This window comes from Roseovarius salinarum, from assembly GCF_002834145.1.
GTDB lineage: Bacteria > Pseudomonadota > Alphaproteobacteria > Rhodobacterales > Rhodobacteraceae > Roseovarius > Roseovarius salinarum.
Genome location: NZ_PHNT01000011.1, coordinates 40,885 through 65,498, shown reverse-complemented (window position 1 = coordinate 65,498; position 24,614 = coordinate 40,885). Strand labels below are relative to the sequence as shown.

19 protein-coding genes are annotated in these 24,614 nt (G+C 69.0%); 5 read left to right on the top strand and 14 right to left on the bottom strand.

Features of this window, described 5'->3' with window-relative positions; genetic code table 11:
- The first annotated feature begins 20 nt into the window (after positions 1–20).
- The gene (locus tag CEF10_RS11165; RefSeq protein ID WP_101068258.1) at positions 21–731 is read left to right on the top strand and encodes a hypothetical protein; all 711 of its coding nucleotides are present in this window, start codon (positions 21–23) and stop codon (positions 729–731) included.
- Between the two features lie 36 nt (positions 732–767).
- Here the strand turns inward: CEF10_RS11165 and der are convergent, their stop codons facing one another.
- The 3 genes from der to CEF10_RS11150 are packed head-to-tail and all read right to left on the bottom strand — an operon-like array spanning position 768 to position 4,329.
- The gene (gene der / locus CEF10_RS11160) at positions 768–2,246 is read right to left on the bottom strand and encodes a ribosome biogenesis GTPase Der (protein WP_101068257.1); all 1,479 of its coding nucleotides are present in this window, start codon (positions 2,244–2,246) and stop codon (positions 768–770) included.
- 49 nt (positions 2,247–2,295) lie between these two features.
- Positions 2,296–3,627 carry a PQQ-binding-like beta-propeller repeat protein gene (locus tag CEF10_RS11155; protein ID WP_101068256.1) on the bottom strand — a complete coding sequence of 444 codons (1,332 nt, stop codon included), beginning with the start codon at positions 3,625–3,627 and terminating at the stop codon, positions 2,296–2,298.
- A gap of 36 nt (positions 3,628–3,663) precedes the next feature.
- Positions 3,664–4,329: a tetratricopeptide repeat protein gene (locus CEF10_RS11150; RefSeq protein WP_101068255.1), complete on the bottom strand. Its 666-nt coding sequence runs from the start codon at positions 4,327–4,329 to the stop codon at positions 3,664–3,666.
- A 208-nt stretch (positions 4,330–4,537) separates the two neighbouring features.
- Here CEF10_RS11150 and CEF10_RS11145 point away from each other — a divergent pair, with 208 nt between their 5' ends.
- The 3 genes from CEF10_RS11145 (at position 4,538) to CEF10_RS11135 (ending at position 10,058) form a co-directional block, all read left to right on the top strand.
- Positions 4,538–5,863: an efflux RND transporter periplasmic adaptor subunit gene (locus CEF10_RS11145; protein ID WP_101068254.1), complete on the top strand. Its 1,326-nt coding sequence runs from the start codon at positions 4,538–4,540 to the stop codon at positions 5,861–5,863.
- Positions 5,860–9,648, top strand: a complete 3,789-nt coding sequence (locus CEF10_RS11140) for an efflux RND transporter permease subunit (protein WP_101068253.1) — start codon at positions 5,860–5,862, stop codon at positions 9,646–9,648. The genes CEF10_RS11145 and CEF10_RS11140 overlap by 4 nt, the downstream gene beginning before the upstream one ends.
- Positions 9,649–9,896: 248 nt before the next feature.
- Positions 9,897–10,058 carry a VPEID-CTERM sorting domain-containing protein gene (locus tag CEF10_RS11135; RefSeq protein WP_101068252.1) on the top strand — a complete coding sequence of 54 codons (162 nt, stop codon included), beginning with the start codon at positions 9,897–9,899 and terminating at the stop codon, positions 10,056–10,058.
- A gap of 8 nt (positions 10,059–10,066) precedes the next feature.
- Here CEF10_RS11135 and xrtE read toward each other — a convergent pair whose 3' ends face one another.
- The 3 genes from xrtE to CEF10_RS16900 all read right to left on the bottom strand — a co-directional run bounded on the left by xrtE (position 10,067) and on the right by CEF10_RS16900 (position 15,211).
- Positions 10,067–11,665, bottom strand: coding sequence for an exosortase E/protease, VPEID-CTERM system (gene xrtE / locus CEF10_RS11130; RefSeq protein ID WP_101068251.1), 1,599 nt, complete (start codon positions 11,663–11,665; stop codon positions 10,067–10,069).
- 72 nt (positions 11,666–11,737) lie between these two features.
- Positions 11,738–13,552, bottom strand: coding sequence for an ABCB family ABC transporter ATP-binding protein/permease (locus CEF10_RS11125; RefSeq protein ID WP_101068250.1), 1,815 nt, complete (start codon positions 13,550–13,552; stop codon positions 11,738–11,740).
- A gap of 78 nt (positions 13,553–13,630) precedes the next feature.
- Entirely contained in the window at positions 13,631–15,211 is a 1,581-nt protein-coding gene (locus CEF10_RS16900) for a LysM peptidoglycan-binding domain-containing protein (RefSeq protein WP_232796477.1), read from the bottom strand.
- Between the two features lie 102 nt (positions 15,212–15,313).
- Between CEF10_RS16900 and CEF10_RS11115 the strand changes: the two genes are divergently transcribed.
- Positions 15,314–15,865: an LOG family protein gene (locus CEF10_RS11115; RefSeq protein ID WP_101068249.1), complete on the top strand. Its 552-nt coding sequence runs from the start codon at positions 15,314–15,316 to the stop codon at positions 15,863–15,865.
- Here CEF10_RS11115 and rarD read toward each other — a convergent pair.
- The 8 genes from rarD to CEF10_RS11075 all read right to left on the bottom strand — a co-directional run bounded on the left by rarD (position 15,802) and on the right by CEF10_RS11075 (position 24,473).
- Positions 15,802–16,722 carry an EamA family transporter RarD gene (rarD, locus tag CEF10_RS11110; RefSeq protein ID WP_101068248.1) on the bottom strand — a complete coding sequence of 307 codons (921 nt, stop codon included), beginning with the start codon at positions 16,720–16,722 and terminating at the stop codon, positions 15,802–15,804. The genes CEF10_RS11115 and rarD overlap by 64 nt on opposite strands.
- Before the next feature lie 131 nt (positions 16,723–16,853).
- Entirely contained in the window at positions 16,854–17,801 is a 948-nt protein-coding gene (locus CEF10_RS11105) for a hypothetical protein (protein WP_157933011.1), read from the bottom strand.
- A 106-nt stretch (positions 17,802–17,907) separates the two neighbouring features.
- The gene (locus CEF10_RS11100; RefSeq protein WP_101068246.1) at positions 17,908–18,366 is read right to left on the bottom strand and encodes a host attachment family protein; all 459 of its coding nucleotides are present in this window, start codon (positions 18,364–18,366) and stop codon (positions 17,908–17,910) included.
- A gap of 147 nt (positions 18,367–18,513) precedes the next feature.
- Entirely contained in the window at positions 18,514–19,113 is a 600-nt protein-coding gene (locus CEF10_RS11095) for a superoxide dismutase (RefSeq protein ID WP_101068245.1), read from the bottom strand.
- Between the two features lie 116 nt (positions 19,114–19,229).
- The gene (locus CEF10_RS11090) at positions 19,230–19,802 is read right to left on the bottom strand and encodes a sarcosine oxidase subunit gamma (RefSeq protein ID WP_101068244.1); all 573 of its coding nucleotides are present in this window, start codon (positions 19,800–19,802) and stop codon (positions 19,230–19,232) included.
- Positions 19,795–22,806: a sarcosine oxidase subunit alpha family protein gene (locus CEF10_RS11085; protein ID WP_101068243.1), complete on the bottom strand. Its 3,012-nt coding sequence runs from the start codon at positions 22,804–22,806 to the stop codon at positions 19,795–19,797. The genes CEF10_RS11090 and CEF10_RS11085 overlap by 8 nt, the downstream gene beginning before the upstream one ends.
- Positions 22,803–23,132, bottom strand: a complete 330-nt coding sequence (locus tag CEF10_RS11080) for a sarcosine oxidase subunit delta (protein WP_101068242.1) — start codon at positions 23,130–23,132, stop codon at positions 22,803–22,805. The genes CEF10_RS11085 and CEF10_RS11080 overlap by 4 nt, the downstream gene beginning before the upstream one ends.
- A gap of 96 nt (positions 23,133–23,228) precedes the next feature.
- Positions 23,229–24,473 (bottom strand): sarcosine oxidase subunit beta family protein, encoded by a 1,245-nt coding sequence (locus CEF10_RS11075; RefSeq protein ID WP_101068241.1) that lies wholly within the window; start codon positions 24,471–24,473, stop codon positions 23,229–23,231.
- Positions 24,474–24,614 lie beyond the last annotated feature (141 nt).

Genomic DNA, 24,614 nt, shown 5'->3' with positions numbered 1-24,614 from the left:
CCCGTCCCCATCTAACACCCATGGAACGCATGAAAGCCATTCTCACGCTCACCGCCGCAGCGGCCTTCGCGGCCTCGCCGCTTGTCACAGACGGATTTGCCGGGTTCCGGCCCGACCAGTTCCCGGTGCCGCAGGTGGACGCGCCGGTGCAACCGGCCGGCTGGGCCTTCGCGATCTGGGGATTGATCTACCTCTGGATGATCGCGGGAACGGGGTTCGGCCTGCTGTACCGCGACGTCGATCCGGCTTGGGACACGGCGCGCTGGCCGCTGTTCGCCAGCCTCGTGATGGGTGCCGCATGGATCCCGGTGGCCCAGATCACGCCCGTCTGGGCGACCGTGCTGATCTGGGCGATGCTGGCCACGGCGCTGGCGGCGCTGATGCGGGCCGGGCGGCGCGACGGCTGGTGGCTGCAGGCCCCCATTGGCCTCTATTCCGGCTGGCTGACCGCCGCCGCCTGCGTGGCGCTGGGGATGGTTCTGGCCGGGCACGGCGTGATCGGGCAGCGCACGGCCGCGCTGGCGATGATCGCGCTCGCGCTGGCCATCGGCGTTGCGGTTCAGGCCCTGCGCCCGGGCACGCCGCTTTACACCGTCGGGCTGGCCTGGGCGCTGGTGGGTATCCTCGCGGAAAACGCGGCACCGCTGAACCTGCCCGTGGCCGGCTTGGCCGCCGTGGGCATCGCGGTGCTTGTCGCCGGGCTGGTGCGGCAGGATCGCCAACGGGCCTGAGCGGCCGGCGCACAAATTTTCCCCCGCCGCGGGTGGCTACCCGGCCGTTCCCTTGCCCAGATGCTTGCGCAACTTCGACGGCGTCGTTTTCTTTCGGCCCTTGTAGGGGTTCTTGTCGGACTGGCCGCGCACCGTCAGGCGGATCGGCGTGCCCGGCATGTCGAAATCGGTGCGCAATCCGCCGATCAGGTACCGCCGGTACGCCTCGGGCAGCTTTGCGGGGTTTGAGCACATCACGACGAACCCCGGCGGCCGCGTCTTGGTCTGGGTGATGTAGCGCAGCTTGATCCGTCTGCCCCCCGGCGCGGGCGGCGGATGCGCCTCCACCATGCCGGCCAGCCAGCGGTTGAGTTGCGCGGTGGGCACCCGGCGGTTCCAGACGGCATGTGCCTGCTCGATGGCCTCGCGCAGCCGGTCGAGGCCGCGGCCAGTCTTTGCTGACACCGTGACCAGCGGCGCACCACGCAACTGCGGCAGCAGCCGCTCGAAGCTTTCGCGCAGCGCGCGCAGCTTGCCCTGCCGGTCGGATTCGAGATCCCACTTGTTGACCGCGATGACGACGGCCCGCCCCTCGCGCTCGGCCAGGTCGGCGATGCGCAGGTCCTGCTGCTCGAAGGGCACCGCGGCATCGAGCAGGACGACGACCACCTCGGCGAACTTGACGGCGCGCAGCGCGTCGCCCACCGAGAGTTTCTCGAGCTTGCCCTCGACGCGCGCCTTCTTGCGCAGGCCGGCGGTGTCGAACAACCGCACGGGCAACGCGCCCCAGTCCAGCCTCAAGGAGATCGAGTCGCGCGTGATGCCGGCCTCGGGGCCGGTCAGAAGCCGGTCCTCGCCCAGGATCGTGTTGATCAGCGTCGACTTGCCGGCGTTGGGCCGCCCGATCACGGCCACCTGCAGCGGGCGGTCGGGTGTGGGGCGATGACTGTCCTGCGCGGCATCCGCCGCCTCCGCGTCGTCGACCTCGACGGCGACATCCGTGTCCGGCGCGGCCTGCACGGCCGCGTCGGTGGCGGCATGCGCCTCGGCCAGCGGGACCAGCCGGGCATAAAGATCGGCAAGCCCCTCGCCGTGTTCCGCCGACAGCTCCACCGGCGCGTCCAGCCCCAGCCCCCAGGCCTCCAGGGCCCCGGCCTCGGCCGCCGCGCCCTCGGCCTTGTTGGCCACGAGGATCACGTGCTCGGCACGCTTGCGCAGGATCTCGGCGAAGACCTCGTCTGTGGGGGTGATGCCGGTGCGCGCGTCCACCAGGAACAGGCAGACGTCGGCCATGTCGACCGCGCGCTCGGTCAGCCGCCGCATCCGGCCCTCGAGCGAGTCGTCGGTCGCCTGCTCCAGGCCGGCGGTGTCGATCACGGTGAACGACAGATCGCCGAGGTGCCCTTCGCCCTCGCGCAGGTCCCTGGTGACGCCGGGCTGGTCGTCCACCAGCGCCAGGCGCTTGCCCACGAGGCGGTTGAACAGGGTGGACTTGCCCACGTTGGGGCGGCCCACGATGGCAAGCGTGAAGCTCATCGCACAGGCTCCGGTTCGGATTGATCCGCCCCGTTACAGCAATTCCGCGTCAGCGGAAAGCGTGCAATTGCCCCTTGGCCGACACCAGGTAGAGCGTGCGCCCGGCCACGACTGGGTTGGTGGTGGCGCCGCCCGGGATCTCGACCGTGCGGGCCAACTTGCCCGAGACCGGATCGAAGACGCGGATCAGCCCGTCGTTGGAGGCAACGATCAGCTGCCCGCCCGCCATGACGGGACCATAGTGCGCGAAGACCTCGTTCTGGCGGCGCGGCTTGTCCTTGACGAAGAACGGCAGCCGGGTGCCCCACACGCGCCGGCCGTCCGACGCGTTCAGCCGGACCAGTTCGTTGCGGTCGGTGATCATGTAGAGCGACCGGCCCGCCGGCCAGACCGGGCTGAGCGGCCCGTCGGTGGCGGTCCACAGCCGCTCGCCATCGGCCAGCTTGAGCGCGACCGTGCGGCCCGAGTGGCTGCCGACGTAGATGCGGCCGCCATCGATCACCGGGTCGCCGGTGATGTCGGCGATGCGGCTGCGCGCGCGGCCCAGACGCTGGCCCGCGATCTGCGTGTCCCACAGACGCAGGCCACCCTTGCGGAAGGCGCCCTGCACCTCGCCGGACCCGAAGGCGAAAACGGCATATTTCGACGACAGCGCCGGCGCCGGCCCACCCATGACGTTGTTGATGTCGGGCGTCGCCGAAAGCTGCCACTTGATGCGCCCGGTGTCGGCGTCGAGGGCCCAGGCGATCTCGTCGCCCGCCACGAGGTAGACCAGCCCGTCATAGACAGTGGGGTTGCCGTTGCCGGTGGCCTGCAGGTCCTGTTGCCAGATCTCCTTGCCCGTGGCCGGATCGAGCGCGGTGAGCTCGCCAAACCCCGTGGAGACGAAGAGCTTGCCCTCGCCGAAGGCCAGCCCGCCGCCGGTGGCATCACCGGGATTGTCGGTCGCCGGGACCAGGCTGCGGGTCCACTGCATCTTGCCCGAGGTGGACACCGCCGCCACCTGGGCCTGCGAATCCAGCGTGAAGATGCGCCCGCCCGCGACCACGGGGTCGGCCGTCACCCGGGCGCGGCGCTCGTCACCCGCGCCGATCGACACCGACCAGGCCGGACCGAAGCCGGCGGCCAGAGCGGGATGGTCGGTGCGCGTGGCCTCGGTGCCCGGCCGCTGGCGCCATTCGGCGTTCGCGGTCGCGCCCGGCAGCGAAACGGGTTTCTCGGCGTCCCGCGACGGATCGTCGGCGGCGGCCTGATCCTCGCTCAGGACCGAGCGGATATCCTCGCGCTCGCCGGTCAGCACCTGTTCCTGCTTGGAACAGGCGGCGACGGCGACGGCGCCTGCCAGTCCCAAGGCCAATCCGATCCGTGTCAATGCACTCATCCTCGCTTCATCTGCGTGCCGCGGGCGCGGGCAGGGTCACTGTCGCTCCGCGATCTTCGGCGGCTCCCCGCCGAGCGCCACAATCGCCTGCGCCGCACGGCGGCGCAAGCCCGTGCTGGCGCCCGCGTCGGCGGCGACTTGCCGGAGCCGCTCGAGCGCCGCGCCGGTTTCGCCCGCTTGCGCCTGCAACAGGGCGATCCTCTCCTCGGCAAGCAGGCCCACGATCCCGTCGGCCAGCGCCAGCCCGTCGAGGCGGCTGCGCCGTTCCTGGTCGGTCAGCCCGCTTTCGGGCAGTGCCAAGGCCTTGAGGGTGGCGACCTGGCGGTAGACCGGCTCGACCGCGTTGTTGTCGGCCAGCGCCAGCAACCGTTGCGCGGCCGCTGCCGGATCCTCGGCCTGGCGTTCGGCCGCCGCCAGCAGGTCGACCACGGCACCGGCGCCGGGGTTCGGGGCCTCGACCGCGGCAAGCGCCTCGGCACGGGCGGTGCGGCTGTCGGCCTCGAGCGCGGCGAGGATGCTGTCGCCCAGGGCCTGGGCCTCGGCGCGGTCCTGCGCCTTGCGCCATTCGTTCCAGGCGGCACCGCCCACAAGCAGCAGCACGGCCAGGATGGCGATCCAGCCATAGCGCCGCATCAGCGCGAAAAGCCGGTCGCGGCGCACCTCCTCGGTGACTTCGTCGATGAAACTGTCGCGGTCGCTCACGCCCTGCCCCCGATCCGTGAATCCGCCCCCTCTTACCGCGAAGCCCGAGCCGTGCCAAGGGCAACCGGTGTTGCACGATTGGCGCATCTTGCTGCCGTTTTCGGGAAAGATTAATCTAAACTGGTCAGTTCAGAGTACATAGGGCATTGCAACCGCGATTCACACGCCCATTTATCGCTCGCAAGTCCAAGACGCGCCAGGTTGACCGATGAGACTGTTTCCGATTCTTGCCGCCATCGTCGTGAGCGGGCTGATCTATATCTTCGTGTTCGAACGCGACCGGCTCACCGAAATGCTGGCAGACGCCACGGGCGGCACCGAAACCGCCCGGCAGGGCGCGGCCACCGCGGCGGACGAAACGCCCGCCGAGGACAGCGGCCCCGTGGGCGTGGTCGCCGTGCACTCGACGGCGCGGCAGTTCGACAGCGCGGTCGTCCTGCGTGGCGACACCGAGGCGGATCGCCAGGTGGAGGTGCGCGCGGAGACCTCCGGCAAGGTCGTCTCGGACCCCCAACGCAAGGGCGCCTTCGTGGAAGAGGGCGACGTGCTGTGCAAGATCGATGCCGGCACCCGGCGGGCCCAGCTGGACGAGGCCCGCGCGCGGCTGGCCGAGGCCAAGGCCCGCGTGCCCGAGGCCGAGGCCAAGCTGCCCGAGGCCCGGGCGCGGGTGAGGGAAGCCAAGGCCCGGGTCGAGGAAGCGAAAGCGCGGCTCGAGGAGGCGAAGATCAACGCCAACGCTGCCACCAAGCTGAGCGAGGAAGGCTTCGCCTCGCGCACCCGGGTGGCCGGCACGCAGGCGTCGGTCCGGGGTGCCGAGGCCGGCGTCGTCAGTGCCGAGGCCGGGCTGGAATCGGCGCGGTCGAACCTCGAGACGGTGGCGGCCAACAAGGAGGCGGCAAAGGCCGCCGTGCAAAGCGCGCGTGCCGCCGTGGCCGCGGCGGAAAAGGAGATCGAGCGGCTGACCATCACGGCACCCTTCGCCGGGCTGCTGGAATCGGACACCGCCGAGGTGGGCAGCCTTCTGCAACCCGGCAGCCTGTGCGCCACCGTCATCCAGCTCGACCCGATCACGCTGGTGGGCTTCGTGCCGGAAACGGCAGTCGACCGGATCGTTCTGGGTGCACCCGCGACGGCCCAGCTGGCCTCGGGCCGGCAGGTCGAGGGCGAGGTCACCTTCCTGTCGCGGGCCGCCGACCCGACGACGCGCACCTTCCGCGTCGAGGTCGAGGTGCCCAACCCCGATCTCGCGTTGCGTGACGGGCAAACTGCCGAGATCCGCGTCAGTGCCGACGGCAAGGCGGCGCACCTGCTTCCGCAGTCGGCGCTGACGCTCAATGACGCGGGTACGCTGGGCGTGCGTCTTGTCACCGAAAACGATGACGCCCGGTTCGCGCCGGTGACGCTGCTGCGCGACGCGCCGACCGGCGTCTGGGTGTCCGGGCTGCCCGAGCGCGCGGACGTGATCGTGATCGGGCAGGAATACGTCACCGATGGCGTGCGCGTCGCCGCGACCTTCCGGGAGGTCGGCCAATGACCGGCATCGTCGACTGGGCCGCGAACCGGGCCAGGATGATCCTGGCGCTGATCGTGCTGTCGGTTCTGGCCGGCAGCCTTGCCTACGTCGGCCTGCCCAAGGAGGGCGAACCCGACATCGAGATCCCGGCGCTTTTCGTCTCGGTCCAGTTCCCGGGGATCTCGGCGGAGGACAGCGAGAAGCTGCTGGTCAAGCCGATGGAGACCGAGCTGTCGGACCTCGACGGCCTCAAGGAGATGACGGGCACCGCCGCCGAGAACTACGCCGGCGTCGCGATGGAGTTCGAGTTCGGCTGGGACAAGAGCAAGATCATGGCCGACGTGCGCGACGCGATGGACGCCGCCGAGGCCGAGTTTCCCGACGGCGCCGAGAAATACTCGCTCAACGAGATCAATTTCAGCGAGTTCCCGATCATCGTCGTGAACATGTCCGGCGACGTGCCCGAACGCACCATGGCGCGGCTGGCCAAGGATCTTCAGGACCGGCTGGAGGGGCTGGAACCGGTGCTGGAAGCCGGGATCGCGGGCAACCGCGACGAGATGGTCGAGGTGGTCATCGACCCCCTGCGCCTGGAATCCTACAACGTCACGGCGGCCGAGCTCATCAACGTGGTGCGCAACAACAACCAGCTGATCGCCGCCGGCGAGGTGGAAACCGAAGAGGGCGCGTTTTCCGTCAAGATCCCGTCGAGCTTCGACGAGGCCCGCGACATCTACGACCTGCCGGTCAAGACCAACGGCGACCGCGTGGTCACGCTGGGCGACCTGGCGCGCATCAACCTGACCTTCGAGGACCGCAAGGGCACCGCCCGGTTCAACGGCGAGAACACGGTCGCCCTGCAGGTGGTCAAGCGCAAGGGCTTCAACATCATCGACACCGCCGATCTTGTCCGCGAAACCATCGACAAGGCGGAGGCGAGCTGGCCGCGGGAACTGCGCACCGCCGTTCTCGTGGGCACGTCGAACGACCAGTCGCGCACCGTGGCCTCGATGGTCGGCCAGCTGGAAAGCTCGGTGCTGACCGCCGTCGCGCTGGTGATGATCGTCACGCTGGCGGCACTGGGCATCCGCCCGTCGCTGCTGGTGGGTTTCGCGATCCCAACGTCGTTCCTGCTGTGCTTCGCGCTGCTGGCGCTGATGGGGGTGGCGGTTTCCAACATCGTGATGTTCGGGCTGATCCTCGCGGTGGGGATGCTGGTGGACGGCGCCATCGTGGTGGTCGAATACGCCGACAAGCGGATCTCCGACGGCGAGGGCCCGATGCACGCCTATGTCGCCGCCGCCAAGCGGATGTTCTGGCCGGTGGCCAGCTCCACCGCGACGACGCTCTGTGCCTTCCTGCCGATGCTGTTCTGGCCCGGCGTACCGGGCGAGTTCATGGGGATGCTGCCGGTGACGCTGATCTTCGTGCTCTCGGCCTCGCTGCTGGTGGCGCTGGTCTACCTGCCGGTTATGGGGGGTGTGACGGGGCGCCTGGAGCGGTGGTTCAACACCCGCATCACCCGGATCGCCGGCGGCTTCTGGTTGTGGCACCTCGTGCTGTTCCCGATCGCCGGCGGCGCCGTGGCGGCGGCCGGTTGGGCCGCGCCGCAGCTTCTGGAACAGGTGAACGCGCAGTTCTCGGCGATGGACACCAGCCGCATCATCGGTTCGGTCGCGCCCACGCTGGCCAAGGTGTTCGCGCTCGTCCTCGGGATCGTCGTTCTTGCGGCGGCGGCGATCGCCGGCGTGGTGGCCACGCTGCTGGGTCTGATGGCGCTGGTCCGGCGGGTGCGCAACCTTCTGGGCTGGATCCGCGCGTGGCTTCTGCCCCATCGGCGCGCCCGCGTTCAGGCGGGATACCGCCGCAGCGGCTTCGGACAGGTGATCCACCTGATCGCCGCCAACCCGGTGATGCCGCTTGTGACCTTCTGCGCGATCTTCGTTTTCGTCGGTTCGGTGCTGACGTTCTACGTCAACAACAACAACGGCACCGAATTCTTCGTCGAGACCGAGCCCGAGCAGGCCATTGTCTACGTCCGCGCCCGAGGAAACCTGTCCATCGGCCAGAAGGATGAGCTCGTTTCCGAAGTCGAGCGTATCGTGCTCGACCATCCGGGCGTGGAAACGGCCTTTGCCTTTGCGGGCGACGGCGGTCTGAACAACAACACCGGCGGGGCGCAGCCACCGCTGGACACCATCGGACAGGTGCAGCTGGAAACCATCCCGTGGGAAGAGCGGCCCACCACCACCGAGCCCTGGGCCTTCGGCCTGATCGAACGCCAGGTCCGCGACCCGGCCTTCGATGGCGACCGGGTCATTTCCGAGCTGCGCGCACGGCTCTCGCAGGTGCCCGGAATCAAGATCGAGATCCGCGAACAGGCGCGCGGCCCGGCGTCGGCCAAGCCGGTGCACCTGCGCCTGAAAAGCGACGACTGGGGCGCGCTCAAGACGGCCACGCGGCTTGCGCGCGAGAAGTTCGACCAGACGCGCGGCCTCGACCAGGTCGAGGACACCCTGCCCCTGCCCGGCATCGACTGGAAGATCGACGTGGACGTGGAAAAGGCCGGCCGCTACGGCGCCGACGTGGCGACCGTGGGCGCGATGGTGCAGCTCGTCACCCGCGGCATCCTGCTGGACACCATGCGCGTCGACAGTTCGGACGAGGAGATCGACATCCGCGTGCGCCTGCCCGAGGACGACCGCGTGCTGTCCACCCTCGACACGCTGAAGGTGCGCACCGCCGACGGTCTGGTGCCGCTTGCGAACTTCATAACCCGCGAACCGGTGCAGAAGCTCGCCCAGATCGACCGCGTGGACCAGACCCGCTATTTCGACGTGAAGGCGGGTGTGGAGCCGGGGCTGACCAAGACAGTCACCACCGCGGACGGCGCCGAGCAGGAGGTGCCGATCACCGCCAACGAACGGATCGGCGAACTGACCGAGTGGCTGGAGTCCGGCGCGCTGCCCGCGGCAGTGGATTACGAATGGACCGGCGACCAGGAGGACCAGGCCGAAAGCCAGGCCTTCCTGCAGAAGGCCTTTGCCGGGGCGCTGGGGCTGATGTTCATCATCCTGCTGGCGCAGTTCAACAGCCTCTACAACGCCGCGCTGGTGCTGCTGGCGGTGGTGTTGTCGACGACCGGCGTCCTGATCGGCATGCTGGTGATGAACCAGCCGTTCTCGATCATCATGACGGGCACCGGGATCGTCGCGCTGGCGGGGATCGTGGTGAACAACAACATCGTGCTGATCGACACCTACCAGGACTACAGCCGCTACATGCCGCAGGTCGAGGCGATCACGCGCACGGCCGAAGCGCGCATCCGCCCCGTGCTTCTGACCACGATAACCACGATGGCCGGTCTCGCGCCCATGATGTTCGGACTGAGCCTGAACTTCGTCGAGGGTGGCTATTCCTTCAACTCGCCCACCGCGCTGTGGTGGAAACAGCTGGCCACGGCGGTGGTGTTCGGCCTGGGGATCGCGACGCTGCTCACGCTCGTGTTCACGCCGTCGATGCTGGCGCTGCGCGTCTGGGCGGGCACCTACGTGGTCTGGGCCGCGCGGCTGGCGGCCAGGCTGTCGACGGGCCGCACCAGCCGGGCCGCGCGGGACTGGGCGCTCAACCGGGCGGCAAGTCGCCTGCGCGCGCCGGAGGTCATCTGGCCGGACATGCGCACGGCCGCGCAGGACCAGGACGAGGAAACCGGCGGCGAACTGGCCTTCACCGACTTCCAGAAGGTGTTGGAGACGCGCGACAGTGCCCCCGGGGGGCCGCACAAGCCGCTGCGCGCGGCCGAGTGACTGCCGCCTGCGACGACGCTGCCGCCGGCACCCCGGCGACGACTCGGCCGGCGGTTCCCGTGGGCAAGGCAGGCATGAACAACCAATCCGCAAGCCCGGAAACAGGGACATTGTAGCCGCCCCGGAAACAGAAAGCGGGGCTCCAGCGCACTGTCCCCATTTCACTGCCAGCAAAGAGAAAAAACTTGTCAGTCCGTGGGTTTGTGGCGATTGTATGGCATGCCATAGACCAACAGGGAACCGGTTCCATGGGATGGATTTTCGACTATTTCTTCGGTGGGGGTCAGACCGGCGGCGCCACGCACGCGGTGCCCGAGATCGACGCGTCGAGCGGTCTGCTTGCCGTCGCGGCGGTGCTTGCGGCCGTCGCGCTCGCGTGGGAACTCAAACGCCGCCGCCAGCGGGGATGATCCTGCGCTCAGACGAGTGACCAGTCGCCGCGCCACGCGGCGAAACCGGCAATAACGGCATTGGCGATTGCATGGGCGGCAATGGCATCGGCCAGTCGCCCATGCTTGATGTAGAGCAGAGAGAAGACGGTGCCGGCAAGGCCGGCTTCCAGCCAGCGGCCGTGCAGCAGGGCGAACAGCCCGGCGGAAACCCCCACCGCCGCAACGCGGCGCGGCCAACCGCCCGTGTCGATCCGCGCCTGAACATAGCCGCGAAAGAACAGTTCCTCGATCAGCGGCACCAGGGCCACGGTGCCCAGGATGCGCACGGCGGCCCACGCGACAAGGGCCGCGGCCGGCAGCTGCGCCAGGGCGGCCGACGGCGCGTCCGGCGCGGGCGCCAGCACAACCCATGCCGCGCCCACCGCAAGCCCGGCGGGCACGGCGATCCCGCCCGGAGGTTGCAGGTATTGCGCCAGGGGACGGCGCACGTACCACAGCGCCGCGACCATCGCGGCCGCCTGGAGCGGGTAGGCCAGTTCGGGCGCGCGCCAGAATGCCTGCGCGACCACCCCGGAGAGCATGAAAACGATAAATGGCAGGATCCGCGCGGCCATGTCATCGTCGCCCAACCGCGGGCCCGCCCCCCGCGGCCCCGACGCCGCACCGGCGTGAAGCCAGCGACTGCGGCTCACCGCGACGAGCACGCCGATGGACAGCGCGGCGAAAAACAGCCAGCCCGCAAAACTGTGAAAGCCGTTCACCGCCAGCTCCGGTGACACATGCGCGCCGATCAGGATCAACACGGCGATGCGCAGCACGTTGAGCGTCCAGCTCAGCGCCAGCGCCACCGGCAACACCGCAAGCCAGAACCGCCCGGCGCGCAGCGTGTCGCGGAACAGCCACGCGTACAGCGCGAGAAACGCGGTGATCAGCACGAATCCCTCGATCCCCGAACAGGAATCGGCCACCGCGACGCGGAAGCCATCGACCCCGATGATCTGCACATCGGGCTGGACATGCGGCCGCCCCGACACCAGCGCCAGCAGAAGGGCGACGGCGAGGAAGGTCGCCCGCGTCAGCGCGTCCCAGTACCACAGGGGCCCCAGCAGGCCGACCGCCTCGGGCAGCAGCATGGCAATTGCCGCCAGCGCCAGCAGCACGGCCCACCGCCCGCGCAGCCAGCGGGCCCAGGCGACGGGCCTCGCCAGCCAGAACAGCCCGCCCGCCCCTGCCAGAACGGCGCCCATCACCAGGGCAGGGAAGATGCCCCCGAATGCCGCGTTCATCCGGTCGGCCGGGACGATGCCGAGCGGCAGAAAGATCAGCGCGAGCCCGCCCAGGTGCACCGCCGCCCACACAGCCCCGCCCCCGCGCGTGGTCATGTCGGCAAATCCCTGCCGCGCGTCCCTTCGGGCCCACAGGTAGACGCCGAGGATCAGGGCAAGGCAAAAGGCACGCACCACGACACCGCGGAGCGCGCGACAGGCGCTTTCGAGCCCCGTCGCGCGGCATTCGACCGAAGTGAGAACCTGAAACGCCAGCACGACGGCCACGAGTTCCAGCACGAGAACCACACCGATCCACAGGGCGCGCGGCGGCAGAGGGTATCGGGGCGTCGTGTCCATGCCGTTCGCCCTAAAGGACCAACCTGCCGGAATCATGGCACGGGTCGGGCAAAAAGCGTGTTCCTCTCCCCATCAGGCGGCCTCGGACTCTGCCTGCTGGCGCCGCCACAGCCCGGCATAGCGCCCGTTGCGCGCCAGAAGCTCGGCGTGGGTGCCCTGTTCGACGATCCGGCCGTCTTCCAGCACGACGATGCGATCGGCATCGGCGACCGTGGACAACCGGTGCGCGATGGTCATGACGGTGCGCCCCTGTCCGGCCCGCGCAAGCGCCCCCTGGATGTCCTGCTCGGTCTCGGTGTCAAGCGCGCTCGTGGCCTCGTCCAGCAGCAGGATCGGCGGGTCCTTGAGCAGCGTGCGCGCGATGCCGACGCGCTGTTTCTCGCCGCCCGACAATTTCAGGCCCCGTTCGCCCACCGTCGTGTCATACCCCTGCGGCAGGCGCTCGATGAAGTCGTGGATCTGGGCCGCGCGCGCCGCGGCCTCGATCTCGGCCGGGGTGGCATCATCGCGGCCGTAGGCGATGTTGTAGCGGATCGTGTCGTTGAACAGCACCGTGTCCTGCGGAACCACGCCGATGGCGGCGTGAAGGCTGTCCTGCGTCACGTCGCGCACGTCCTGGCCGTCGATCGTGACCGCGCCGCTTGCCACGTCGTAGAACCGGAACAGCAGCCGGCCGATCGTGGACTTGCCCGACCCCGACGGCCCGACGACGGCCACCGTCTGCCCGGCCGGCACGTCGAGCGTCACGCCCTTCAGGATCGGCCGGTCGGGGTCGTAGCCGAACACGACCTCGTCGAAACGCACCGCGCCGCCCGAAACCTCCAGCGGTCGCGCGTCGGGCTTGTCGGTCACATCGGGGGGCTGTTCGAGCAGGTCGAACATCTCGGCCATGTCCACGAGGCTCTGCCGGATCTCGCGGTAGACGGTGCCGAGGAAATTCAGCGGCATGGTGATCTGGATCATGTAGGAATTGACCATCACGAAATCACCCACCGTGAGCGTGCCGTCCTGCACGCCCACGGCGGCCATCACCATCACCGCCACCAGGCCGCCGGTGATCAGGAACGCCTGCCCGAAGTTGAGAAAGGCCAGCGAATAGCTGGTGCGCAGCGCGGCCTCCTCGTACCCGGCCATCGCCGCGTCGTAGCGCGCGGCCTCGCGGCCCTCGGCGCCGAAATACTTGACCGTCTCGAAGTTCAGCAGGCTGTCGATCGCCTTCTGGTTGGCGTCGGTGTCCTGGTCGTTCATCTGCTTGCGCAACTTCACGCGCCATTCGGTGACCTTGAAGGTGAAGGCGACATAGGCCGCGATCACGCCCACCACGACAGCGAGATACCAGAAATCGAACAGCGTCCACAGGACGATGCCGATCATCAGAAGCTCCAGCACCAGCGGCCCGATGGAAAACAGCAGGAACCGCAACAGGAACTCGACGCCCTTGACCCCGCGCTCGATGATCCGGCTCAGCCCGCCCGTGCGCCGGGTGATGTGATAGCGCAGCGACAGCCGGTGGATGTGGCGGAACGTCTCCAGCGCGAGCTGGCGCAGCGCCCGCTGGGCCACGCGCGCGAAAATGACGTCCCGCAATTGCTGGAAGCCCGTGTTCATCAGCCGCGCCATGCCGTAGCCCACCGTCAGCCCGATGGCGCCGATGGCCAGCATCCAGCCCGCGGCGTCGCCCTCGCCCCCCAGCGCGTCGACCGCGGCCTTGTAAAGATAGGGCGTGCCCACCGCCACCAGCTTGGCCAGGAAAAGCGCCAGCAGCGCCAGGACGACACGGCGCTTCACCCAGGGCTTGTCGGCGGGCCAGAGATAGGGGGCAACGCGCGCGATCACCTGCCAGCCGTTCTGCGGCGCCTCGGTGGTGGTCAGGTGTCTGCGGCGCATCGCGCGCTCCCCAAGCGGAAACAACAGCCCACGAGATAGCGCCGCGCGCCGGCAAAGGCCATAGCGCCGGGCGGCGCGTCAGTCTTCGGGGACGGAAAACACCTGCCCGGGATAGATCAGGTCGGGATCGCGGATCAGGTCGCGGTTGGCCCGGTAAAGCCGCATGTAGGCCGTGGGCTCGCCGTAGGCCTCGCGCGAAATCGCCCACAGCGTGTTTCCGGGCTGGACGGTCACGGCCTCGATCTTGCCCTGCGCATCGCGCAGGAATTCGATGTTCTCCGGATCCTCGCGCTTGAACGGCGTCTCGACACGCGAAACCACCTCGCCCCTCTCGTCGACCTCGTCGATGCGCAGGGTATAGACACCGGTATCGACCTGCGGCAGCCCGGTGCGCCACTGGCCGCTGGCGGCAATGCGCGATGTCTTGATGGGCCGGTTGTCGAGGTAGACCCGCACGTAGCGACCGCTGCCGCCACGCCCGGACAACTCCACTTCACCGGTTTCGGAATAACTGATCGCGTCGAGCGCGACGGCCGACATCACCTCGGGCGAGCTTTCCCGCGGCTCGGGGGGCTGGACGACGCGCACGCCTTCCTCGTCACTGAGCAGAACCGCGGTCGTGGCGGCCGGAGCAGCGGGCGTTTCCGCGGACGGCGTGGGCGGCGGTGTCGCCCCTGTCACGTCGACCGGCCCGCCATCCGTCTCGGGCGCGGCGGCGCGCACGACCTCCTGTTGGGCGTCGGGCTGCGGGGCGGCATCGGTTTCGGGGTCGGCGGCCCCGCCGGGCGCGGGCTCCTCGCCGGCGTCCGGCGCGGTCCCGTCCGTTTCCGGGGCCGGGTCGACGACAGCAACGTCGGGCGCCGGTGCAACGGCTTCCTCGGTCCCGCCCTCGGGTTGCGCGACGGCGACCTTCGGGTCGGCCTCGGGCGCGGGGGCGGCCGTGCCGGTCTCGGCGGCCGGGGGCGCCGTCGCCTCGGGCGCCGCGTCCGGCGTGCCGGAAACCTCGGGCGTGTCGGGCTGCGGCTCCACGGCCGCGACATCGGGCGCGGCCCCGGGCAGAGCCGCCTCGCCGCCTTCGGGCTCGGAAACCGAGACCTGCGGGTCCGACGGTGGCTCCGCCTCGGCGACCTCGGGCTCCGGCGTCTCGGGCTCCTGCGGCGTGGGCGCGAGGATGACCTCCGACTTCGAAACGATCTCCTCGCCGGTCTCCGGTTCGCGCATCACCAGCGACAGGACACGCGGCTCGCCGCTGGTCTCCACGTCCACGAACTTCACGAACTTCCCGCTGTTGTCCGGCGTGACGCGGCCCAGGTCCTCGCCATCCATCACGAGCTTGGTGGTCCAGTCGGCCTGCGTGGTGCCCGCGACCAGCAACTCGCCGTCGGGTTCGAGGCGCACGACGTCGAAGGACGGTGGCGCCGGGCTCGGCGCTTCCTCGGGCGCGGGCGCCTGCGGTTCCGGGGCGGGGGGTGGTGTTCCGGCCTCGGGGGCCTCGGCCTCTGGGGCCTCGGGCTGGCTGATCGCGGCCGCGTCCGGCGTCGGGGTTTCCGGCGTGAACGCCCCGGAGAAATACAGGGCCGTGCCGACCACGCCGGCAGCGGCCGCCACCCCGGCCGCGCCGAGGACCGGACCGCTTGCCAACCCTGTCAGTTTGCTCATGGTTTCTCCTCGTCGGCGGGGCGCGCGACCCCGCGGTTGCCGGACAATATCAACAAGGCTATCAGGGGTCAAAACAACACACCGCGATACAGGGGTGAACCAGTGCCACAGCGGTCGATCTGTGTCTTTTGCGGCTCACGCTCGGGGGGCGATCCCGCCTACGAGGCGGAGGCCACCCGACTGGGCCGCCTTCTGGCCGAGAACGGCTGGCGGCTGGTCTACGGGGCGGGCGATATCGGGCTGATGGGCGCCACCGCGCGCGCCGCGCAGACGGCCGGCGGCGAAACCTTCGGCGTGATCCCCATGCACCTGATGCACGCCGAACGCCGCAACGCCGACCTGACGAGTTTCGTGGTCACCGAGAACATGCACGAGCGCAAGAAGGTCATGTTCATGAACTCGGACGCCATCGTGGTTCTTCCGGGCGGGGCCGGTTCGCTCGACGAGTTCTTCGAGGTGCTGACCTGGCGCCAGCTGGGGCTGCATACCAAGCCGATCTTCCTGCTCAACACTCGGGACTACTGGGCGCCCTTGACGGCGGTCCTGGACCACGTGATCGAACAGGGTTTCGCGGATACCTCGCTTCTCGGCTATCTCGAGGTCATCGACACGCCCGAGGCGCTGGCGGCGGCCCTGCGCGCCGCCCTGTCCTGACGCAGCGCGGCGACCGTGTAGATCGCCAGGGCCGTCCAGATCATGCCGAAGGCCAGCGCGTGCCACGGCGTGAAAAGCTCGCGGAACACCAGCGTGGCCACCAGGAACTGAAGCGTGGGGTTGAGGTACTGGATCAAACCCACCGAGGCCAGCGTGACCCGGCGGGTGGCGTAGCTGAACAGGATCAGCGGCGTCGCCGTGATCACGCCCGAGGCCGCCAGCAGCAGGCTGTCGCCCCATGCCGCGCCGAAGGCCCCGCCGCCATCGGCGTGCGCGACCGCCAGCACTGCCAGCGCGATCGGCGAAAGCAGCAGCACCTCGCCCGTGACCGACACGACCGGCCCGACCTCCAGGTGTTTCTTGGCCACGCCGTAAAGCCCGAAGGTGGTGGCCAGGACCAGCGCGATCCACGGCGCCACGCCCAGACCAGCCGTGAGCGTGATCACGGCCGCGGCGGCCAGCGCCACCGCCCAGCGCTGCGCGCGCCCCAGCCGTTCGCGGAACACCACCGCGCCGAGCAGCACCGCCACCAGCGGGAACGTGTAGTAGCCCATCGAGGCCTCGAGCGCCTTCCCGATCTGGATCGAGGTGATGAAGACGAACCAGTTCGTCGAGATCATGAGCGCGGCAAAGCCGATCACCCGCGCCGACCGCAGGGTGCCCACGGCCCGGGCCAGCCATGCCAGCCGCCCCTGCACCGCCAGAACGCCGGCGAAGAAGGCCAGCGACCACAGCGTGCGGTGCGCAAGGATCTCGATGGGCGGGATGTGGGTGAGCAGCTTGTAGAACAGGGGCGAGAGGCCCCAGATGGTACAGGCCAGCACCATCGCCGCAACACCCTTGACCGCCTCGCGCATCGCCTTGCCCCATCGCTGCCTGCCGCCCGTGCTGCCCCGATCGGGCAGGAATGGCAAGCCCCGGGGGGCGCCGGGTGGTGCTGTTCTTGTCGCGAAGCCGGGTCCGTTGCCGGCTGCGGGCGCCGCCCGTGTCACCCCGCGAGGCGGCCGAGCAATTCCCTGCGCGCCGAGTCGATGCCATCGCCATCCGCAACTCCGCAACTCCGCTTCTGCGCGGATGCGCCACGGCCGATTGACTGGAAAGCGAAGGCATGGTCACAGGCGCGGTCGACGTGATGGATGACCGCGCGGCGCTGCTGGGGGGTCATCGACCAGCGATGCGTGCGGCTGGCGGCGCTGGCGAGTTCGAGCAGCTCTTCGATGTCGAACACCGCGTCCGGCGGATCGCCGCGATGGAAGGTGTCCCTGAGCCGCGTTTCGAGCCGAGCGCACTCCGAGTCGGGGTATTCCTCCCTCGTGTATCCCGAAGCCGCGCAGGACGTTTGCACCGCGTCGGCCAGCAGCACGATGCTGTCGCGGTAGGTTGCCGCACCGCGGCGCACGACGGGAAAGAGGTCATCCATCCGCCCGGACACCGCCAGCAGCCCGTCGATGTCGAGCGCGGCCAGATCGCGCGCCGTGCCGTCAAGATCGAGGTTCACGATCAGCGTCTTGGACAGGAAATACAGGTCGGACTGCACGTCATAGGCAGCGGTTTCGAACGCATAGGCGTTGGGCTGGCCGTCCTTCGGCACATCCTCGCGACACGGTGCGGGGATCTCCGACGGCAGGTCGTCTGTCGCCGGGCCGATGGTGCAGCTCGCCGCCGCCGTCTGCAGCACCGCGAGCGACCGGTACGTCGCGTTCACCCGCCCGATCGCGGCAGAGGCCTGTTGTCCATCCACGGCCGTTTCCAGCGCCAGCGGCGCCAGGACGGAAAAGGACAGCAGGTAGCGATCAAATCGTTGCTGATGGGTCGTGGCGGGAAACAGATGCGAGAAATAGCTCGCCTCGACGAACCCGCCGGAACTGTAAATGTCCTGCTTGGCAAGATCGCACGCGGCGAGCAGCATCACGCTCGCCAGAACGGCGTTTTTCATGAAAATTCCCCCGACCCGGCCAACGTGCGATCACAGTATCGCACGAAAGCCCGGATCGGGGAAGGCAGCATCCCCCGCGCCGGGGCGCCGCGGATGGCGTGGGCGCCTAGCGTCGCGCCGCCAGCTCGGTCTTGAGCAGCCTTTCCACCTCGTTGACGGGGTGGTTGGTCATGTCCTTTGACACCTCGGCGATGACGCGTTGGCTGACCTCCTTGTGGAGTTGGTCGCGCAGCGCGCCGAGAACCTTGGACGGGGCCACAAGGACGATGCGGCTGAACGCGTTCATGTGGGCGTACCGGTACAGCAGGTCGGCCATTTCCGAGGCGAAACGGTCCTTCGCCAGCTTGTGCCAGTCGGCCTCCTGCATCGAGGATCGCTGGCCGACGCCGGCATCCGGCATGCGCCCGGGCCGGTCGCTGGTCTGCTCGCCGTGGCGGGGGTTTTCCTGTTCCTCGTGCCGAAGGACCCGCAGGTAGGGGTCTTCGCCGTCCGTGAGGTTTTCGAGGAACATCGCCTTTTCCCCGTCCGCCACGAGAACCCAGGTGCCTTGGCGCAACTCGATCATTATTGTCCTCCTTCTGTCGTGCGCAATCTGGCGCATCGGATCCTTGCATGAAAGCCCATCGCCGGCCGAAGGGCGATGACACAAATCAAAACGACACGGCCCGCGCCGGGATGGCGCGGGCCGCGGTGTTTCAGACGGTCCCGGCCATCACATCCGGCTGGCCACGTCTTCCCAGTTCACCAGGTTGTCCAGGAAGTTCTGCAGGTACGCGGGGCGCTTGTTGCGGAAGTCGATGTAGTAGGAATGCTCCCACACGTCGCAGCCCAGCAGCGCCGTCTGGCCGAAGCACAGCGGGTTCACGCCGTTCTCGGTGCTGGTGATCTTGAGGCTGCCATCGGTATCCTTGACAAGCCATGCCCAGCCCGATCCGAACTGACCGGCGCCGGCGGCCGCGAATTTCTGCTTGAAGTCGTCGACCGAACCGAAGGCCTCGGTCAGCGCCTTTTCCAGCTCGCCGGGCATGCCGGTGCCGCCGGGCGCCATCATCTGCCAGAACTGGGTGTGGTTCCAGTGCTGGCTGGCGTTGTTGAAGATGCCGCTCTGGGCGATCGCCTTGGGGTCATAGGTGCCCTTGATGATCTCCTCGACGGGCTTGCCTTCCCACTCGGTGCCGGCAATCGCCTTGTTGCCGTTGTCGACGTAAGCCTTGTGGTGAATGTCGTGGTGGTATTCCAGCGTCTCGCGCGACATGCCGCTGTCGGCCAGCGCATCGTGCGAGTATGGCAGATCGGGAAGTTCGAAGCTCATGGGTTGGCCCCCTGTCCTTGAAATCTGTTTTGACGTGCCGTCTACATGTGTCCGACCGTGGGGGGAGGTCAAGGCCGATCCGCGACATTCCGCCCCGGCCCTGACACGCGCGCGGGTCAGACGAGGTAGCCGACCTCGCCGCCCGGCGCGGCCGCGTCGCACAGCAGGTCGTGGACATACCCGGCCACGGAGCGGAAACAGATGACCTGAAGGCTCTGCGCGTCGGGCATCCAGATCGCGGCCGCCACCTGTGCCAGCCGCGTACGGCGGAACTCCCCGGGCTCGAAGCGCCCGGGGGCCAAATCCACCGGGCACAGCTTGGCCGCCACCTCGCGCACCGGCGGTCCGCCCGACAGGCGGAACATCGCGCGCGCGTCCGAGACGTTGACGGCAAGGTGGTGCGTCCCCGCCAGGGCGTCCTGCAGCTGTTGCACCGTCTCCGGCGCCTCCTCGTAGGGCAGCATCAGCAACAGTTCGTCGGGTGACATCCACGCCAGCGCGCGGTCCTCGGCCGCCCGGATCTCGCGCGTGCCGGGCATCTCGGTGCCCGAGGCGGTTGTGGCCGCGGCCCTGACCGCATCCAGCGAAAGGTCGCCGCGCAGGGTGATCATGCCCTGCAGACCGGCCTCCTCGACCCTGACGTACCCGTCGTGGCTGGCGCCGTCCAGCGCGCTGACTGCCTTAGCCATTCTGCTTTTCCCCGTCCTTGTCGTAGAACACCGGCTCGACGATCCTGGCCTTCACGAAGGTGCCGTCGGTCTTGCCGAATTCCAGCACCTCGCCCATGCGCTCGGGGCCGTGCTTGACCAGGCCCATCGCGATGCCGCGGCCCAGCGTCGGCGAATGGTAGGTCGATGTCACGCGCCCGATCATGTTGCGCTGGCCGTTGGCGTTGGTGCCCTCGCCCACGGCGTAGATGCCGTCGGGCAGCACGCTGCCGTCCAGCGTCTCGAGCCCCACAAGCCGCCAGCGGTCGGGGCTGGTCATGTGGCTGCGGGCCTGTGCGCGCTTGCCGATGTAGTCGTCCTTCTTCTTCGAGATCGCCCAGTGCAGGTTCAGATCCTGCGGGATCACCGTGCCGTCGGTTTCGTCGCCGATCATGATGAAACCCTTCTCCGCGCGCATCACGTGCATCGCCTCGGTGCCGTAGGGCATGACGTTGAACTCGGCACCCGCCTCCATCAGCATGTCCCACAGCGCGCGACCTTGGTTCGCGGGGACCGCGAGCTCGAACGATAGCTCCCCGGCGAAGGCGATGCGGAACACGCGCGCGGGGATGCCGCGCAGGTCGATCTCGGTCCAGCCCATGAAGGTCAGCGCCTCGGCGCTGATGTCGTCATCCGTGAGCTTCTGCAGGGTTTCGCGCGATTTCGGCCCGACGACGCCCACCTGCGCGTACTGCTCGGTCAGGTTGGCGGTGTAGACCTGCCAGTCCCACCACTCGGTCTGGAGCCATTCCTCCATGTGGCCGTGCACCCGGTCGGCCCCGCCCGAGGTCGTGTGGCACAGGAAGGTGTCCTCGTCGAGCCGCGCGACCACGCCGTCGTCCATCAGGAACCCGTTTTCCGAACACATCAGCCCGTAGCGGCAGCGCCCCGGCTTCAGCGTGGACATCATGTTGGTGTACATCATGTCCATGAAGCGCCCGGCGTCCGGCCCCTTCACGATGATCTTGCCCAGCGTGGAAGCATCGAGCAGCCCGAGGCTGGCGCGTGTCTGATTGATCTCGCGAGTCAGCGCGTCCTCGACGCTCTCGCCGTCGCGCAGGTAGCAGTAGGGCCGCCGCCAGTGGCCCACCGGTTCCCAGTAGGCGCCGTTCGCCTCGTGCCGGTCGTGCATCGGCGTGCGCCGGATCGGCTGGAAGGTGCGCCCGCGCGCGTCGCCGGCGATCGAGGCCATGGAAATGGGCGTGTAGGGCGGGCGGAAGGTCGTGGTGCCGACATTCGGGATCTCCTCGCCCAGCGCGCCCGCCAGCGTGGCCAGCCCGTTGATGTTGCTCAGCTTGCCCTGGTCGGTGGCCATGCCCAGCGTGGTGTAGCGCTTGGTGTGCTCCACGCTGGTATAGCCCTCGCGCGCGGCGAGCTGCACGTCCGAGACCTTCACGTCGTTCTGGTAATCCAGCCACGCCTTCATGCGCAGCGCGGGCCCCGCGCCCTGCGGCATCAGCCAGACGGGTTCGATCGGCGCGGCCTCCTCGGTCTCGGCCTTGGGCGCGGCCTTGCGCCCCGGCGCGTGGCCCGCCTGCTTGGCCGCCGCCTTGCCGGCCGCGTCCGCGTCGGCCAGCCCGCCGGCAAGGTCCAGCGCGCCGTTGGCCGCGCCCGCGGCCAGGACGAAGCCAGCACCGTCGGCACCCGTCGGTGCGCGCTCGGGGTCGGGACGGAACAGGGCCTGCCCCGTGTCCCATGTCAGCTTGCCGCCGCAGTGCGACCACAGGTGCACGACCGGCGACCAGCCGCCCGACATCGCCACGGCATCGCAGGCGACCTCTTCCAGCACCGCGCCCTCGCCCGCCTGCGCACAAATCGCCACGCCCTCGACGCGCTTGCGGCCCTTGACCTTGGCGATGCCCTTGCCGTTTTCCACGCGGATGCCCATCCCGCGCGCCGCCTCGGCCAGCGGACCGCCGCCACCGGCGCGCGCGTCGAGGATGAGCGGCACCTCCAGCCCCGCCTGCTTGAGCGTGATCGCCGTGCGGTAGGCATCGTCGTTGTTGGTCACCACCACGGTACGGTCGCCCGCCGAGACGCCGTAGTCCACCACGTAGTCGCGCACGGCCGAGGCCAGCATCACCCCCGGCAGGTCGTTGCCGGCGAAACTCAGCGGCCGCTCGATGGCACCGGTGGCGGTGACGATGCGCCCGGCACGGATGCGCCACAGCCGGTGGCGCGGCCCCTCGGCGCCGGGGGCATGGTCGGCCACCCGTTCGTAGCCCAGCGCGTAGCCGTGGTCGTAGACGGCCGCGCCCATGGTGCGGGCGCGCAGGGTCACGTTGTCCATCGCCTCGAGCTCGGACAGCGTGTCTGCGATGAAGTCCTCGACCGGCTTGCCATCCACGGTGCCGCCGTCGACCGGCGCGCGGCCACCCCAGTGCGGCGTCTGTTCCAGCACCAGCACGCGCGCCCCCGCCTGACCGGCCGCGCGCGCGGCCTGCAAGCCGGCCAAGCCGCCCCCCACGACCAGCACGTCGACATAGGCATGGAAGTGTTCGTAGCGGTCGGGGTCCAGATCCTTCGGTGCCTTGCCCAACCCGGCCGACTGGCGGATGACAGGCTCGTAGACATGCTTCCAGAACGGCCGCGGGAACAGGAAGGTCTTGTAGTAGAAGCCCGCCGGGAAGAACCGCGCGAGGCTGTCGTTGAGCGCGCCGACGTCGAACTCGAGGCTCGGCCAGTGGTTCTGGCTGACGCAGGTCAGCCCGTCGAACAGCTCGGTCGTCGTCGTGCGCTGGTTGGGCTCGAAGCGCGGCCCCTCGCCCAGCCCGACGAGCGCGTTGGGCTCCTCCGCGCCGCTGGCCACGATGCCGCGCGGGCGGTGATACTTGAACGAGCGGCCCACCATGACCTGGTCGTTGGCCAGCAGCGCCGAGGCCAGCGTGTCGCCCGCGTGACCCGCCAGGCGCTTGCCGTTGAAGGTGAACTCGATCTTGCGGGACCGGTCGAGACGGCGGCCGCCCTTGGCCAGACGTGTGCTCATGCGAACTCCCTCCAGCTCCAGCCGGGACGTTTCTTGCTGATCCGGTCGCGGATTTCCCTGGGCGGCTCCAGCGTCTGCGCGCTGTAGGTGCCGAAGATCTCCAGCGTGGCGGTGCAGCGGGCGACATGGAACCACTTGCCGCAGCCGTTGACATGGCGCCAGCGCTCGAAATGCACGCCGCGCGGGTTCTCCTTGGCAAAGAGGTAGTCGTGGAACTCCTGCTCCGACGCCTCCGGCCCCCGACGGGTCAGGTGCGCCTCGCCACCCTGGGCGAACTCGGTTTCCTCGGCGGTGACGCCGCAGTTGGGACACTCAAGCTGAAGCATCGGTGCGTCCTTTCCGGATCGGAGAAGTTGCGCGCCAGAAGTTTTCCGAAAACTTCTGGCAAAATCTTTGTGAAAGATTTTGGCCTGTGGCAGTCATCAGTGCGCCACCCCCGCGGCGACGCTTTCGTCGATGAAGCGGCCCTCGCGGAAGCGCTCCAGCCCGAAGGCGGCGGTCAGCGGCGAATAGCCCCTGACCATCAGTTCGGCGAACCCCCAGCCCGAGCCGGGCGTGGCCTTCCAGCCGCCGGTGCCCCAGCCGCAGTTGATGAAGCAGTTGCCCAGCGGCGTCTTCGACAGGATGGGCGAGCGGTCGCCGGTCATGTCGACGATGCCGCCCCACTGGCGCAGCATCTTCAGCCGGTTGATGACGGGGAAGGTCTCGCACAGCGCGCGCACCGTCTCCTCGATGTGGTGGAAGCTGCCGCGCTGGGTGTAGTTGTTGAACCCGTCCGCGCCGCCGCCGATCACCATCTCGCCCTTGTCCGACTGGCTCATGTAGCCGTGCACGGTGTTGGCCATCACCACGACGTCCATGCAGGGCTTGATGGGCTCGCTGACCAGGGCCTGCAGCGCCACGCTCTCGATCGGCAGGCGGAATCCGGCCATCTCGGCCAGGCGGCCCGAGTGTCCGGCCACCACGATGCCCAGCTTGTCGCAGGCGATGTCGCCGCGGGTGGTGCTCACGCCCGAAACCTCGCCGTCCTCGCTGTGGATGCCGGTGACCTCGCAGTTCTGGATGATGTCCATACCCATGTCCGAGCACGCCCGCGCGAAGCCCCAGACCAGCGCGTCGTGCCGCCCCGTGCCCGCGCGCGGCTGCCACAGCGCGCCCAGCACGGGATAGCGCGGGCCCTCGATGTTCATGATCGGGCACAGTTCCTTGACGCGCTGGGGACCGATGAACTCGGTGTCCACGCCCTGAAGCGCGTTGGCGTGTGCCGTGCGGGTGTAGCCGCGCACCTCGTGCTGGGTCTGGGCCAGCATCATCACGCCGCGCGGGCTGAACATCAGGTTGAAGTTGATGTCCTGGCTGAGGGTCTCGAACAGGCCGCGCGATTTCTCGTAGATCGCGGCCGACGGATCCTGCAGGTAGTTGGAGCGGATGATCGTCGTGTTGCGCCCGGTGTTGCCGCCGCCGATCCAGCCCTTTTCCAGCACCGCCACGTTGGTGATGCCGAAATTCTTGCCCAGGTAATAGGCCGTGGCCAGCCCGTGCCCCCCGCCGCCGATGATGACGACGTCGTAGCGCTGGCGCGGCTCGGGCGAGGTCCAGGCGCGCTCCCACCCGGTGTGGTGGCGAAGGGCCTCGCGGGCGATGGCGAAGGCGGAATACCGTTTCATACGCGCTCCGGGTTCTGTTGGATTCGCAGACGGTTCTGCTTGGCGATCGTAATGCGACAGCTGACGGCGGCACAGGATACCCCGCGCGGCAAATCGGGGACGAGAAGCGACATTGCGACATTGTGCCGGGGGCCGCGCCCC